Annotated in this window: 16 protein-coding genes; all 16 read left to right on the top strand. The window is 43.6% G+C overall.

Annotation, left to right across the window (positions count from 1 at the left end; genetic code table 11):
- Positions 1–27: 27 nt before the first annotated feature.
- The 16 genes from tilS to lysS all read left to right on the top strand — a co-directional run bounded on the left by tilS (position 28) and on the right by lysS (position 15,324).
- On the top strand, positions 28–1,446 hold the full coding sequence (gene tilS, locus SB658_RS21475; RefSeq protein ID WP_029726386.1) for a tRNA lysidine(34) synthetase TilS: 1,419 nt from the start codon (positions 28–30) through the stop codon (positions 1,444–1,446).
- Positions 1,443–1,985: a hypoxanthine phosphoribosyltransferase gene (gene hpt / locus SB658_RS21470; protein WP_003226700.1), complete on the top strand. Its 543-nt coding sequence runs from the start codon at positions 1,443–1,445 to the stop codon at positions 1,983–1,985. The genes tilS and hpt overlap by 4 nt, the downstream gene beginning before the upstream one ends.
- Before the next feature lie 97 nt (positions 1,986–2,082).
- The gene (gene ftsH / locus SB658_RS21465) at positions 2,083–3,996 is read left to right on the top strand and encodes an ATP-dependent zinc metalloprotease FtsH (protein ID WP_003243881.1); all 1,914 of its coding nucleotides are present in this window, start codon (positions 2,083–2,085) and stop codon (positions 3,994–3,996) included.
- Positions 3,997–4,189: 193 nt separating this feature from the next.
- Entirely contained in the window at positions 4,190–4,966 is a 777-nt protein-coding gene (locus SB658_RS21460; protein ID WP_010886388.1) for a type III pantothenate kinase, read from the top strand.
- Between the two features lie 11 nt (positions 4,967–4,977).
- Complete coding sequence (hslO, locus tag SB658_RS21455) at positions 4,978–5,853, top strand: redox-regulated molecular chaperone HslO (protein ID WP_003226695.1); 876 nt, start codon at positions 4,978–4,980, stop codon at positions 5,851–5,853.
- A 46-nt stretch (positions 5,854–5,899) separates the two neighbouring features.
- Entirely contained in the window at positions 5,900–6,793 is an 894-nt protein-coding gene (locus SB658_RS21450; RefSeq protein WP_024571698.1) for a peptidyl-prolyl cis-trans isomerase, read from the top strand.
- A 75-nt stretch (positions 6,794–6,868) separates the two neighbouring features.
- Positions 6,869–7,795, top strand: coding sequence for a cysteine synthase A (gene cysK / locus SB658_RS21445; protein ID WP_015715109.1), 927 nt, complete (start codon positions 6,869–6,871; stop codon positions 7,793–7,795).
- 166 nt (positions 7,796–7,961) lie between these two features.
- On the top strand, positions 7,962–9,374 hold the full coding sequence (locus SB658_RS21440) for an anthranilate synthase component I family protein (protein WP_144500613.1): 1,413 nt from the start codon (positions 7,962–7,964) through the stop codon (positions 9,372–9,374).
- Between the two features lie 13 nt (positions 9,375–9,387).
- Positions 9,388–9,972, top strand: coding sequence for an aminodeoxychorismate/anthranilate synthase component II (pabA, locus tag SB658_RS21435; protein ID WP_144500612.1), 585 nt, complete (start codon positions 9,388–9,390; stop codon positions 9,970–9,972).
- On the top strand, positions 9,972–10,853 hold the full coding sequence (gene pabC / locus SB658_RS21430) for an aminodeoxychorismate lyase (RefSeq protein WP_015715112.1): 882 nt from the start codon (positions 9,972–9,974) through the stop codon (positions 10,851–10,853). The genes pabA and pabC overlap by 1 nt, the downstream gene beginning before the upstream one ends.
- On the top strand, positions 10,835–11,692 hold the full coding sequence (folP, locus tag SB658_RS21425) for a dihydropteroate synthase (RefSeq protein ID WP_029317175.1): 858 nt from the start codon (positions 10,835–10,837) through the stop codon (positions 11,690–11,692). The genes pabC and folP overlap by 19 nt, the downstream gene beginning before the upstream one ends.
- Entirely contained in the window at positions 11,685–12,047 is a 363-nt protein-coding gene (gene folB, locus SB658_RS21420) for a dihydroneopterin aldolase (protein WP_014478613.1), read from the top strand. Before folP ends, folB begins: the two co-directional genes overlap by 8 nt.
- Positions 12,044–12,547 (top strand): 2-amino-4-hydroxy-6-hydroxymethyldihydropteridine diphosphokinase, encoded by a 504-nt coding sequence (gene folK, locus SB658_RS21415; RefSeq protein WP_029726383.1) that lies wholly within the window; start codon positions 12,044–12,046, stop codon positions 12,545–12,547. Before folB ends, folK begins: the two co-directional genes overlap by 4 nt.
- The gene (locus SB658_RS21410; RefSeq protein ID WP_003226678.1) at positions 12,499–12,708 is read left to right on the top strand and encodes a helix-turn-helix domain-containing protein; all 210 of its coding nucleotides are present in this window, start codon (positions 12,499–12,501) and stop codon (positions 12,706–12,708) included. Before folK ends, SB658_RS21410 begins: the two co-directional genes overlap by 49 nt.
- A 23-nt stretch (positions 12,709–12,731) precedes the next feature.
- Complete coding sequence (dusB, locus tag SB658_RS21405) at positions 12,732–13,733, top strand: tRNA dihydrouridine synthase DusB (protein ID WP_014475588.1); 1,002 nt, start codon at positions 12,732–12,734, stop codon at positions 13,731–13,733.
- A 91-nt stretch (positions 13,734–13,824) separates the two neighbouring features.
- Positions 13,825–15,324, top strand: coding sequence for a lysine--tRNA ligase (gene lysS, locus SB658_RS21400; protein WP_029726382.1), 1,500 nt, complete (start codon positions 13,825–13,827; stop codon positions 15,322–15,324).
- The last annotated feature ends 292 nt before the right edge of the window (positions 15,325–15,616 follow it).

Below are 15,616 nucleotides of genomic sequence, written 5' to 3'. Positions count from 1 at the left end.
ATACCTGCTCATTGTGAGGAGGACATTGTGAAAAGTGTCAAAGATTTTTTAAACAAACACAATCTTACGTTAAAAGGGGCGACGATCATTGTAGGCGTTTCTGGCGGTCCGGACTCAATGGCTCTTCTTCACGCGTTGCATACGTTATGCGGCCGTTCAGCGAATGTTATTGCAGCTCACGTTGACCATCGGTTCAGAGGTGCGGAATCCGAGGAGGACATGCGTTTTGTCCAAGCTTATTGTAAAGCTGAACAGCTCGTGTGCGAAACGGCTCAAATCAATGTAACCGCATATGCACAGGAAAAAGGACTCAATAAGCAGGCTGCAGCACGCGATTGCCGCTACCAGTTTTTTGAGGAAATCATGTCGAAGCACCAAGCGGACTATCTGGCTCTTGCGCATCATGGTGATGACCAGGTTGAAACAATGCTTATGAAACTGGCTAAGGGTACGCTTGGAACGGGACTTGCGGGAATGCAGCCGGTTAGACGTTTTGGGACAGGGCGGATCATCAGGCCGTTCTTAACCATTACAAAGGAAGAGATCCTTCACTATTGCCGTGAAAACGGCTTGAGCTACCGGACGGATGAAAGCAACGCCAAAGATGACTACACAAGAAACAGATTCAGAAGAACAGTGCTCCCGTTTTTGAAGCAGGAATCTCCGGATGTGCATAAAAGGTTTCAGAAAGTGAGTGAAGCACTGACGGAAGATGAGCAATTCTTACAGTCATTAACGAAAGATGAAATGAATAAAGTAATCACAAGCCAGTCTAATACATCAGTTGAAATCAATTCCTCTCAATTGCTTGCCCTCCCGATGCCTTTACAAAGAAGAGGAGTTCAACTAATATTAAACTATCTTTATGAAAACGTTCCATCATCCTTTTCAGCCCATCACATTCAGCAGTTTCTCGATTGGGCGGAAAATGGCAGTCCTTCAGGAGTACTGGACTTTCCGAAAGGACTGAAGGTGGTCAAATCATATCAGACATGTTTGTTTACATTTGAACAATGGCAGTGCAAAAATGTTCCCTTTGAATACCAAATTAGCGGAGCTTCTGATGAAACGGCAGTGCTCCCTAATGGATATCTGATAGAGGCAAGGCATTATGCGGACTCGCCTGAAGAACATGGGAATGCTGTTTTTATCACAAGTGAAAAAAAGGTGCGGTTTCCCTTAACAATCCGGACGAGAAAAGCTGGAGACCGGATCAAACTAAAAGGGATGAACGGCTCAAAAAAGGTAAAGGATATATTTATTGATAAGAAACTGCCTCTCCAAGAAAGAGACAACTGGCCGATTGTGACGGACGCAAGCGGTGAAATTATCTGGATACCTGGCTTGAAAAAATCAATTTTTGAAGATCTTGTGATTCCAAACAGCGACCGCATTGTATTACAATATAGACAGCATGAAAAGTGTAGGGGGCAAGCAAAATCATGATGAAACATGATATCGAGAAAGTACTGATCTCAGAGGAAGAGATACAAAAGAAAGTAAAAGAGTTAGGTGCAGAATTAACGAGCGAGTATCAAGATACATTTCCGTTGGCAATCGGTGTGTTAAAAGGAGCACTTCCTTTTATGGCGGATCTTATCAAGCATATTGATACATATTTGGAAATGGATTTCATGGATGTATCAAGCTACGGAAATTCTACGGTTTCTTCTGGAGAAGTAAAAATCATTAAAGATTTGGATACATCTGTAGAGGGCCGGGACATCTTAATTATTGAAGATATCATCGACAGTGGGTTAACCTTAAGTTATCTCGTAGAGCTCTTCCGATACCGTAAAGCAAAATCAATTAAGATTGTTACCCTTTTGGATAAACCGAGCGGAAGAAAAGCGGACATCAAAGCAGACTTTGTCGGTTTTGAAGTTCCTGACGCGTTTGTAGTGGGTTACGGACTTGATTATGCTGAGCGCTATCGCAATCTGCCTTATATCGGAGTGTTAAAACCGGCAGTTTATGAAAGCTGATCGGCAGCCTGCTTCCGAGATGGTTATTGTTTGTATTGGAATGATTTTCTATGGTACTATTGAACATAGTTGTGCTTACTGTGGGAGGAGGTAAGGAATGAATCGGGTCTTCCGTAATACCATTTTTTATTTACTTATTTTATTAGTAGTAATCGGGGTTGTGAGCTACTTCCAGACCTCAAATCCGAAAACAGAAAATATGTCGTACAGTACGTTCATCAAAAACCTGGATGACGGGAAAGTTGATAGCGTATCGGTTCAGCCTGTCAGAGGTGTTTATGAGGTAAAAGGGCAGCTGAAAAACTACGACAAAGATCAATACTTTTTGACTCATGTTCCTGAAGGAAAGGGAGCAGACCAGATATTTAACGCTTTGAAAAAGACAGACGTAAAGGTTGAGCCCGCGCAAGAAACAAGCGGATGGGTGACGTTCCTGACGACCATCATCCCATTTGTCATTATCTTTATTCTGTTTTTCTTCCTGCTCAATCAGGCTCAAGGCGGCGGCAGCCGTGTCATGAACTTTGGCAAGAGTAAAGCGAAGCTGTATACAGAGGAAAAGAAACGCGTCAAATTTAAAGACGTTGCAGGGGCTGACGAAGAAAAGCAAGAACTTGTTGAAGTTGTTGAGTTTCTGAAAGATCCCCGCAAGTTTGCCGAGCTCGGCGCCAGAATACCGAAAGGCGTGCTTTTAGTCGGACCTCCGGGTACCGGTAAAACATTGCTTGCCAAGGCTTGTGCAGGAGAAGCCGGCGTACCTTTCTTCAGCATCAGCGGATCTGATTTCGTTGAAATGTTTGTAGGGGTCGGTGCTTCCCGTGTGCGTGACTTGTTTGAAAATGCGAAAAAGAATGCGCCTTGTTTGATCTTCATTGATGAAATTGACGCAGTCGGACGCCAGCGTGGCGCTGGTCTCGGCGGTGGACACGATGAACGTGAACAGACGCTAAACCAATTGCTTGTTGAAATGGACGGATTCAGCGCTAATGAAGGAATTATCATCATTGCTGCGACGAACCGTGCGGACATCTTGGACCCAGCCTTACTTCGTCCGGGACGTTTTGACCGTCAAATCACAGTGGACCGCCCAGATGTCATTGGCCGTGAAGCTGTATTGAAAGTCCATGCGAGAAACAAACCGCTGGATGAAACGGTTAACCTAAAATCAATTGCCATGAGAACACCAGGCTTCTCAGGCGCTGACTTAGAAAACCTCTTGAATGAAGCTGCGCTTGTAGCGGCTCGTCAAAACAAGAAAAAAATCGATGCGCGTGATATTGACGAAGCGACGGACCGTGTAATTGCCGGACCCGCTAAGAAGAGCCGCGTTATCTCCAAGAAAGAACGCAATATCGTGGCTTATCATGAAGGCGGACACACCGTTATCGGTCTCGTTTTAGATGAGGCAGATATGGTTCATAAAGTAACGATTGTTCCTCGGGGCCAGGCTGGCGGTTATGCTGTTATGCTGCCAAGAGAAGACCGTTATTTCCAAACAAAGCCGGAGCTGCTTGATAAAATTGTCGGCCTCTTGGGCGGACGTGTTGCTGAAGAGATTATCTTCGGTGAAGTCAGCACAGGGGCGCACAATGACTTCCAGCGTGCGACGAATATTGCAAGACGAATGGTTACAGAATTCGGTATGTCAGAAAAACTGGGACCGTTGCAATTTGGACAGTCTCAGGGCGGTCAGGTATTCTTAGGCCGTGATTTCAACAACGAACAGAACTACAGTGATCAAATCGCTTACGAAATTGATCAGGAAATTCAGCGCATCATCAAAGAATGTTATGAGCGTGCGAAACAAATCCTGACTGAAAATCGTGACAAGCTTGAATTGATTGCCCAAACGCTTCTGAAAGTTGAAACGCTTGACGCTGAACAAATCAAACACCTTATCGATCATGGAACATTACCTGAGCGTAATTTCTCAGATGATGAAAAGAACGATGATGTGAAAGTAAACATTCTGACAAAAACAGAAGAAAAGAAAGACGATACGAAAGAGTAATTCGCTTTCTTTCTAAAAAAACTGCCGGCTGACGCTGGCAGTTTTTTTATGTAAATGATGGGCTCAGCTGCGGCTTTTACAATCATCCAAATCTGGTATCGATTTGTTTACAAATGAGCCGCTGATCGTGTATGGTATTGTAGAATGTTTGTAAAAGTAAAGTAGAGAAACTATTCAAAAGTGGTGATAGAGGTTGTTACTGGTTATCGATGTGGGGAACACCAATACTGTACTTGGTGTATATCATGATGGAAAATTAGAATATCACTGGCGTATAGAAACAAGCAGGCATAAAACAGAAGATGAGTTTGGGATGATTTTGCGCTCCTTATTTGATCACTCCGGGCTTATGTTTGAACAGATAGATGGCATTATTATTTCGTCAGTAGTGCCGCCAATCATGTTTGCGTTAGAAAGAATGTGCACAAAATACTTTCATATCGAGCCGCAAATTGTTGGTCCAGGTATGAAAACCGGTTTAAATATAAAATATGACAATCCGAAAGAAGTGGGGGCAGACAGAATCGTAAATGCTGTCGCTGCGATACACTTATACGGCAATCCATTAATTGTTGTCGATTTCGGAACCGCCACAACGTACTGCTATATTGATGAAAACAAACAATACATGGGCGGGGCGATTGCCCCTGGGATTACAATTTCGACAGAGGCGCTTTACTCGCGTGCAGCAAAGCTTCCGCGTATCGAAATCACCCGGCCCGACAATATTATCGGAAAAAACACTGTTAGCGCGATGCAATCTGGGATTTTATTTGGCTATGTCGGCCAAGTGGAAGGAATCGTTAAGCGAATGAAATGGCAGGCAAAACAGGAACCAAAGGTCATTGCGACAGGAGGCCTGGCGCCGCTCATTGCGAACGAATCAGATTGTATAGACATCGTTGATCCATTCTTAACCCTAAAAGGGCTGGAATTGATTTATGAAAGAAACCGCGTAGGAAGTGTATAGGAGGTTTAGTAATGGATTATTTAGTAAAAGCACTTGCGTATGACGGAAAAGTTCGGGCTTATGCGGCGAGAACGACTGATATGGTAAATGAGGGGCAGAGACGCCATGGTACGTGGCCGACAGCATCCGCTGCATTGGGCCGCACAATGACAGCTTCACTCATGCTCGGCGCTATGCTGAAGGGCGATGATAAGCTGACCGTGAAAATCGAGGGCGGAGGTCCGATCGGAGCTATTGTAGCTGATGCCAATGCCAAAGGAGAAGTCAGAGCCTATGTCTCTAACCCGCAAGTTCATTTTGATTTAAATGAACAAGGCAAGCTTGATGTCAGACGTGCGGTTGGAACAAACGGAACGTTAAGTGTCGTAAAAGATTTAGGTTTGCGCGAGTTCTTCACAGGACAAGTAGAAATCGTTTCAGGAGAATTAGGAGATGATTTCACTTACTATCTTGTATCATCTGAGCAGGTTCCTTCATCAGTGGGCGTAGGTGTGCTCGTGAATCCTGACAATACCATTCTTGCGGCAGGGGGCTTTATTATTCAGCTGATGCCGGGAACAGATGATGAAACAATCACAAAAATTGAACAGCGTCTATCTCAAGTAGAGCCGATTTCTAAGCTCATCCAAAAAGGGCTGACACCAGAAGAAATTTTAGAAGAAGTCCTAGGCGAGAAACCTGAGATTTTGGAAACGATGCCTGTCAGATTCCATTGCCCTTGTTCAAAAGAACGGTTCGAAACAGCCATTTTAGGACTAGGCAAAAAAGAAATTCAAGATATGATAGAAGAAGATGGACAAGCCGAAGCAGTATGCCATTTTTGTAATGAAAAGTACTTATTTACAAAAGAAGAGCTGGAAGGGCTTCGTGACCAAACTACCCGCTAAGCTCTTTAGCGGGTTTTTAATTTGAGAAAAGGGGCTGAAAGCAGGTTTGAAATCAAGAACAATCTGGACCATTATTTTAGGGGCGCTGTTGGTTTGCTGTATTGCTGTTGCATATACGCTGACGAAATCCCAAGCCGGCGCATCGTCATCCGGTGAGTCTATTGCGACTATCGGGGGCAAGAGTGTGACAAGAGAAGAATGGCTGAAAGAAATGGAAGATCAGTATGGTAAGTCAACGCTTGAAGATATGATCAATGTCCGAGTTGTTGAGCAGCTGGCTAAAAAGAACAACCTTAAAATATCCAAAAGCGAAGTTGATCGTGAGTTTTTGCTGATTAAAGCGGTCAATAATTCCTTTTACGAAGATGAACATACGACGGAGAAAGAGTGGAAAGACCAAATTCGTTATAATATCCTCCTTGAGGAATTGTTAACAAGGGATATCGATATCTCAAACAAAGAATTGGAATCATTCTATAATAAAAATAAGGAACTATATCAGTTTGATGATTCGTATCGAATTCGGCACATTGTTGTAAAAGATGAAGAAGAAGCGAGAGAAGTCCTGAAAGAACTGAAAGGCGGATCAAGCTTTGAAGCTGTCGCTGCCGAAAGATCCACTGACAGATATACATCACCATACGGCGGAGATTTAGGTTTTGTCACAGAGGCATCAGACAACATTCCATCAGCATACATTGAAGAGGCGAAAACACTCAAAGAGGATGAATGGTCTCAGGAACCAATAAAGGTCAGCAACGGATATGCCATTATCCAGCTGAAAGAAAAACTAAAGGCAAGAACGTTCTCATTTGATGAAGTAAAGGACCAGATCAGACGGCAAATCGCAATGGATCAGCTAGGCGATAAAGCGACAGTTAAGACACTTTGGAAAGAAGCCGATGTATCTTGGTTTTATGGGGAAAAAAGTACTAAGTGATTGACAAAAAATTTTGAAATTGATAGATTATATACATAATACCAATACAAATAGTCGGAAATTGAGGTGTCGAGAATGGTACGTGTAGCAAACTCCATTACTGAATTAATTGGGAATACGCCAATCGTTAAATTAAATCGCCTTGCAGATGAAAACAGTGCGGATGTATATCTAAAACTTGAATACATGAACCCTGGAAGCAGTGTAAAAGACCGTATCGGTTTAGCCATGATTGAAGCGGCTGAAAAAGAAGGAAAATTAAAAGCCGGTGATACGATCATTGAACCGACAAGCGGAAATACAGGAATCGGGCTTGCAATGGTTGCTGCTGCTAAAGGATTAAAAGCCATTTTGGTTATGCCTGATACAATGAGCATGGAGCGCCGCAACCTTCTTCGCGCATACGGTGCTGAGCTTGTGCTGACTCCTGGTGCGGAAGGCATGAAAGGCGCCATTAAGAAAGCTGAAGAGCTTGCTGAAAAGCACGGATACTTTGTGCCGCAGCAGTTTAACAACCCTTCTAACCCAGAAATTCACCGCCAAACAACGGGTAAAGAAATCGTTGAGCAATTCGGTGATGACCCGCTTGACGCATTTGTAGCCGGAATCGGAACGGGCGGAACGATTACGGGAGCGGGCGAAGTGCTGAAGGAAGCATACCCTTCCATCAAGATTTACGCTGTTGAACCGTCAGATTCCCCAGTGCTTTCAGGAGGAAAACCAGGCCCCCACAAAATTCAGGGAATCGGAGCTGGATTCGTGCCGGACATCTTAAACACTGAAGTATATGATGAAATCTTCCCTGTGAAGAATGAAGAAGCATTCGAATATGCCCGCAGAGCTGCACGTGAAGAAGGAATTCTCGGAGGCATCTCATCAGGTGCGGCAATTTATGCTGCTCTTCAAGTAGCGAAAAAACTCGGAAAAGGCAAAAAAGTATTGGCCATCATTCCAAGTAACGGCGAACGTTATCTAAGCACGCCGCTGTATCAATTCGATTAAAAAAAGCCAAAACTCCCGGTCCGCCGGGAGTTTTTTTATATTTCGTGCATCAAATATGCCATGTCTGCGACGAATGTTATTCTTGGAAGAGAAATTCACTTTTTTCACTAACAACATTGCTTTACAATTAAAAACAAGTAAAAAAGAAAATAGAGGAATGATACAAATGGCACAACGCAGACCGGCAGGCAAAAAAATACCTTTTCAAAAAGACTCATTCTTACAACAATTTGAGAAACTTGCGCAATCCCGGAAACATCATGTACTTCTCGAAAGTGCAAGAGGCGGCAGATATAGTATAGCCGGTCTTGATCCAATTGCAACTGTGAAAGGAAAAGACGGAATAACTACAATTAAGCATGGTGATGAGATGCTGTTTAAAGAAGGTGATCCATTACGGGCCTTCCACAGCTGGTTTAAAACGCTGGAAACAGAAACGAATCATGAGTTCCCTGACTTTCAAGGCGGGGCAATCGGGTTTCTCAGCTATGATTACGCACGGTACATTGAAAATTTTAAAATGCTCGCGTTAGATGATCTAGAAACACCAGATATTTATTTTCTTGTTTTTGATGATATAGCAGTTTATGACCATCAAGAAGAGTCTCTATGGCTGATTACTCATGTTAATGGTTCTGATCAGGAAACAGCGGATGTGAGGCTATCTGAGTTAGAGCAGATGTGGCTGACTGAGCTTCCCGCTGTCTCTTCGCGAAAGATGAAGCATGAAACAGATGGTTCCTTCGCGGCGCCATTTACCGAGGATGGGTTCTCACAAGCTGTAGAGAAAATCAAACAATACATTGCCAGCGGAGATGTGTTTCAAGTCAATCTATCAATAAGGCAGTCACAGTCACTGTCTGCCCACCCATATCAAATTTACAAAACCTTGAGAGAAGTAAATCCTTCTCCTTATATGGCGTATTTAGAAACACCTGATTTCCAAATCATTTGCGGATCGCCTGAACTGCTTGTCAGCAAAAAGGGCAAGCTATTAGAGACGAGACCGATTGCGGGCACCCGTTCCAGAGGGAAAACAAATGAAGAAGACGAGGCGCTTGCAAACGAATTGATACACAATGAAAAAGAACGCGCGGAACATGTCATGCTGGTTGATCTTGAGCGAAATGATCTGGGAAGAGTATCACGTTACGGGTCTGTGCGCGTAAATGAATTCATGGCAATTGAAAAATACTCGCATGTGATGCACATTGTGTCTAATGTCCAAGGTGAACTGCAGGATGGGTATGACGCTGTAGATATTATTCATGCTGTGTTTCCCGGAGGAACCATTACTGGTGCACCGAAAGTAAGAACGATGGAAATTATAGAAGAACTTGAGCCGACACGCCGAGGGCTTTATACTGGATCTATAGGATGGTTTGGATATAATCACGATCTGCAGTTTAATATCGTCATTCGAACCATTTATGCAACCGGAGGGCAGGCATTTATGCAGTCCGGCGCAGGAGTTGTGATTGATTCTGTTCCGAAGCACGAATACAAGGAATCATTCAAAAAAGCTTTTGCGATGCAAAGAGCATTAGAGCTGAGCAAAGAAGAGACAAAAATTAGATGAGGTGAGCGGAGAAATGATTTTAATGATTGATAACTACGATTCATTCACGTACAACTTGGTACAGTATTTGGGCGAGCTTGGGGAAGAGCTTGTTGTGAGACGCAATGACAGCATCACAATCGAAGAAATTGAAGAACTGTCTCCGGACTTTCTGATGATATCTCCCGGACCTTGCAGCCCTGATGAGGCGGGAATCAGCCTCGAAGCAATTAAACATTTCGCAGGGAAAATTCCTATTTTCGGTGTATGTCTCGGACATCAGTCCATCGCACAAGTGTTCGGCGGTGATGTTGTTAGGGCAGAACGGCTTATGCACGGGAAAACTTCGGATATCGAGCATGACGGCAAGACCGTTTTTGAAGGGTTGAAAAACCCCCTTGTTGCGACGCGATACCACTCGCTGATCGTAAAACCTGAGACGCTGCCAAGCTGTTTTACAGTAACAGCACAAACGAAAGAAGGAGAAATCATGGCTATTCGCCACAATGACCTCCCGATAGAGGGCGTGCAATTTCACCCAGAGTCTATTATGACCTCCTTTGGGAAAGAAATGCTCAGAAATTTTATTGAGACATATCGCAAGGAAGTTATTGCGTGATGATATATGTGAACGGCCGGTATATGGAGGAGAAAGATGCAGTTCTTTCTCCTTTTGACCATGGGTTTTTATATGGGATCGGTGTTTTCGAAACCTTCAGGCTCTACGAAGGCTGCCCGTTTTTGCTTGATTGGCATATAGAAAGGCTTGAACGCGCGCTTAAGGATCTGCAAATCGAATATACTGTTTCAAAGCATGAGATCCTTGAGATGCTGGACAAGCTGCTTAAGCTAAATGATATCAAGGATGGCAATGCCCGCGTCAGACTGAACATATCAGCGGGGATCAGCGATAAAGGCTTTGTCGCCCAGACGTACGATAAGCCGACCGTTTTATGCTTTGTGAATCAGCTGAAACCAGAAAGCCTTCCTTTGCAAAAAGAAGGGAAGGTTTTATCGATACGGAGAAACACTCCTGAGGGATCGTTCCGGTTAAAATCTCATCATTATCTAAATAATATGTATGCGAAACGGGAAATTGGAAATGATCCACGTGTCGAGGGAATTTTCCTAACGGAGGATGGAGCTGTTGCAGAGGGTATCATATCTAATGTCTTCTGGAGAAAAGGTCGCTGTATCTATACGCCATCGCTTGATACTGGTATTCTGGACGGCGTCACGAGACGTTTTATCATAGAAAATGCAAAGAATATCGGCCTGGAGCTCAAAACGGGCCGATATGAGCTAGAAGCTCTCTTGACAGCTGACGAAGCGTGGATGACGAACTCGGTTCTTGAAATCATCCCGTTTATTAAAATAGAAGAAGTAAACTATGGAAGCCAAAGCGGAGAAGCAACCTCCGCTCTTCAATTGTTATACAAAAAAGAAATAAAGAACATGATTCATGAAAAGGGAGGAAGAGCATGGCGCAGCACACAATAGATCAAACACAAGTAATCCACACTAAGCCCAGCGCTTTATCATATAAAGAGAAGACGCTGGTGATGGGAATTTTAAACGTAACGCCTGACTCTTTCTCGGACGGCGGAAAATATGACAGCTTGGACAAGGCGCTGCTGCACGCGGAAGAGATGATCAATGATGGTGCCCATATCATTGATATCGGAGGGGAATCGACAAGGCCTGGCGCTGAGTGCGTATCTGAGGATGAGGAGATGTCCAGAGTCATTCCGGTGATTGAGCGGATTACGAAAGAGCTTGGTGTTCCTATTTCTGTAGATACGTACAAGGCTTCTGTCGCAGATGAAGCAGTGAAAGCCGGCGCATCCATTATCAATGATATTTGGGGTGCTAAACATGATCCGAAGATGGCTTCCGTTGCAGCTGAACATAATGTTCCAATTGTTCTCATGCATAACCGCCCTGAAAGAAACTACAATGACTTATTGCCGGATATGCTGTCGGACTTAATGGAGAGTGTAAAAATTGCTGTTGATGCCGGAGTAGACGAGAAGAACATTATTCTTGATCCCGGTATCGGTTTCGCGAAAACCTATCACGATAACTTGGCAGTGATGAACAAACTAGAGATTTTCAGCGGGCTGGGATATCCGGTTCTTCTGGCAACCTCCCGAAAAAGATTCATCGGACGTGTTCTGGATCTTCCGCCTGAGGAGCGGGCTGAGGGCACAGGCGCGACTGTGTGTCTCGGCATTCAAAAAGGCTGTGACATTGTCAGGGTCCATGATGTAAAACAAATTGCCAGAATGGCGAAAATGATGGACGCGATGCTGAATAAGGGAGGGGTGCACCATGGATAAAGTTTATGTAGAAGGTATGGAGTTTTACGGATATCACGGTGTGTTCAAAGAAGAAAACAAACTTGGCCAGCGGTTTAAAGTCGATTTAACCGCTGAGCTGGATTTAAGCAAAGCTGGACAAACAGACGACCTTGAGCAAACGATCAACTATGCTGAACTCTATCACGTATGTAAAGATATCGTGGAAGGGGAGCCTGTAAAATTGGTGGAAACGCTGGCAGAACGTATTGCTGGCACTGTTCTCGAAAAATTTCAGCCTGTTCAGCAATGTACGGTGAAAGTGATTAAGCCAGACCCGCCAATTCCCGGACACTATAAATCAGTAGCCATTGAAATTACGAGAAAAAAGTCATGAACAACATAGCTTATATTGCACTTGGATCTAATATTGGAGATAGAGAAACGTATTTAAGGCAAGCAGTGGCTTTACTGCATCAGCATGCTGCGGTGACAGTCACTAAAGTGTCGTCTATTTATGAAACTGACCCGGTCGGATACGAAGATCAAGCTCAATTTTTGAATATGGCTGTTGAAATCAAGACATCACTGAACCCTTTTCAACTCCTTGAACTGACGCAGCAGATAGAAAATGAATTAGGCAGAACAAGGGAAGTAAGATGGGGGCCGCGGACGGCAGACCTTGACATTTTGTTATTTAATCGTGAAAATATTGAAACAGAGCAACTAATTGTTCCGCATCCGAGAATGTATGAGCGTTTGTTTGTCCTTGCGCCGCTTGCGGAAATTTGCCAGCAGGTTGAAAAAGAGGCTACAAGCGCCGAAACAGACCAAGAAGGTGTAAGAGTATGGAAGCAGAAATCTGGGGTAGACGAATTCGTGCATTCAGAAAGCTGAAAGGTTATACTCAAGAAGGATTTGCAAAAGCATTAGGTATATCAGTTTCTATTCTCGGCGAAATTGAACGCGGAAACCGATTGCCGTCAGCTGCCATCATTCAAGATGCAGCAGATGTTTTAAATATAAGTGCGGACGAATTGGCGCCGCCAGAAAAATAGAACAAATGAAAGGAGGAGAAAAATTGTTCAAAATCGGAGATATTCAATTGAAAAACCGGGTTGTGCTCGCACCTATGGCTGGTGTCTGCAACTCTGCGTTCAGATTGACTGTAAAGGAATTCGGAGCCGGATTGGTATGTGCTGAAATGGTCAGTGACAAAGCGATCCTTTACAACAATGCAAGAACAATGGGTATGCTTTATATTGATGAACGTGAGAAACCACTGAGCCTTCAAATTTTCGGAGGAAAAAAGGAAACCCTTGTGGAAGCGGCGAAGTTTGTAGACCAAAACACAACTGCTGATATCATTGATATTAACATGGGATGTCCCGTGCCGAAGATTACAAAATGCGATGCGGGAGCCAAATGGCTTCTCGATCCTGATAAGATTTACGAAATGGTTTCTGCAGTAGTGGATGCTGTTAATAAACCAGTTACAGTGAAAATGAGAATGGGCTGGGATGAAGACCACATTTTCGCAGTGAAAAATGCACAGGCTGTAGAACGTGCGGGCGGTAAAGCAGTTGCGCTTCACGGCCGTACGAGAGTGCAGATGTACGAAGGAACGGCAAACTGGGATATCATCAAAGAAGTAAAACAATCAGTATCGATTCCGGTTATCGGAAACGGCGATGTTAAGACACCGCAGGATGCTAAGCGTATGCTCGATGAGACAGGAGTAGACGGGGTCATGATCGGACGCGCTGCATTGGGCAACCCGTGGATGATTTACCGTACGGTTCAGTATCTTGAAACAGGTGAATTAAAAGAAGAGCCGCAAGTACGCGAAAAAATGGCCGTATGCAAACTGCATCTTGACCGCCTGATTGACTTAAAAGGTGAAAACGTAGCGGTAAGAGAAATGAGAAAGCACGCTGCATGGTATCTGAAAGGCGTGAAAGGCAATGCGAACGTTCGTAATGAAATCAATCATTGCGAGACGAGAGAAGAGTTTGTACAGCTTTTAGATGCATTTACGGTTGAAGTTGAGGCAAAAGAGCTTCAAAATGCAAAAGTAGGATAATACTCACCTCTATTTGCTGCTCACTGCTAGTTTTACGCTGGCAGTTTTTCTGCTTTTTTCATGAAACAATATCTGTAATGGAGTGATAACAATGAGTCAAGAAGAGCATAACCATGAAGAATTGAATGATCAGCTGCAAGTCAGACGCGATAAAATGAATCAGCTGAGAGATAACGGCATCGATCCATTCGGCGCACGTTTTGAAAGAACTCATCAGTCTCAAGAAGTTATTTCGGCATATCAAGATCTAACCAAAGAAGAGTTAGAAGAAAAAGCGATTGAAGTTACAATCGCAGGCCGCATGATGACAAAACGCGGCAAAGGAAAAGCCGGCTTTGCCCATCTTCAGGATTTAGAAGGCCAAATCCAAATCTACGTAAGAAAAGACAGTGTCGGTGACGACCAATATGAAATCTTCAAGTCTTCTGACCTCGGTGATCTTATCGGCGTAACCGGAAAAGTCTTCAAAACAAATGTAGGCGAATTGTCTGTTAAAGCAACTTCCTTTGAATTGCTGACAAAAGCGCTTCGTCCGCTTCCTGACAAATACCATGGTTTAAAAGACGTTGAGCAGCGCTACCGTCAGCGCTACCTGGATCTTATCGTAAACCCAGACAGCAAACATACGTTTATTACACGAAGCAAGATCATTCAAGCTATGAGAAGATACCTTGATGATCATGGATACTTAGAAGTAGAAACACCTACAATGCACAGCATTCCTGGGGGAGCTTCTGCACGTCCGTTTATCACTCACCACAACGCGTTAGACATTCCACTCTATATGCGTATTGCTATCGAACTGCACCTAAAACGTCTAATTGTCGGCGGTTTAGAAAAAGTATATGAAATCGGCCGTGTTTTCCGTAACGAAGGTGTCTCTACACGCCATAACCCTGAATTTACAATGATTGAGTTATATGAAGCATATGCGGACTATAAAGATATCATGAGCTTAACTGAAAACCTTGTCGCTCATATCGCCCAAGAAGTGCTTGGCACAACTACGATTCAATACGGGGAAGAGCAAATCGACCTTAAACCGGAGTGGAAAAGAATCCATATGGTTGACGCAGTCAAAGAAGCGACTGGCGTTGATTTCTGGGAAGAGGTTACTGTTGAGCAGGCGCGTGAATATGCAAAAGAACATGGTGTAGAAATTAAAGATTCTATGACAGTAGGGCATATCATCAACGAATTCTTCGAACAAAAAATTGAAGAAACGCTTATTCAGCCAACGTTTATTTACGGGCATCCTGTAGAAATTTCTCCTCTTGCTAAGAAAAACCCTGAGGACCCGCGTTTTACAGACCGTTTTGAGCTGTTTATCGTTGGCCGTGAACATGCCAACGCGTTTACAGAGCTGAATGATCCTATTGATCAAAGAGAACGCTTTGAAGCGCAATTAAAAGAGCGTGAAGCCGGTAATGATGAAGCTCATCTAATGGATGAAGACTTTGTTGAAGCTCTGGAATACGGTATGCCGCCAACAGGAGGTTTAGGCATCGGTATCGACCGTCTGGTTATGCTGATGACGAATGCCCCTTCTATTCGCGATGTGCTGTTATTCCCGCAAATGAGACAACGCTAATAAAGAAGAGCGGTATCCTCCATAGAGAAAGGATGCCGCTCTTTTTAAATTCCTTAGTATTTCTTCAAAAAAACTATTGCACTATTATTTACTAGGTGGTATATTATTATTCGTTGCCGCTAAACAAGGCGATAACGAAAAAAAGAACTTCAAAAAAAGTTATTGACTTCACTGAGTCAACGAGTTATAATAATAAAGTCGCTTGAACGAAGTGGACAAAATGATCTTTGAAAACTAAACAAGACAAAACGTACCTGTTAATTCAGTTTTTAAAAATCGCACAGCGATGTGC

It is taken from the genome of Bacillus sp. SIMBA_008 (genome assembly GCF_046535495.1).
In the GTDB taxonomy this organism is placed as follows: Bacteria; Bacillota; Bacilli; order Bacillales; family Bacillaceae; genus Bacillus; species Bacillus subtilis.
Note: the sequence above shows the minus strand (reverse complement) of the source record. Positions and strands in the feature narration are given on the sequence as shown.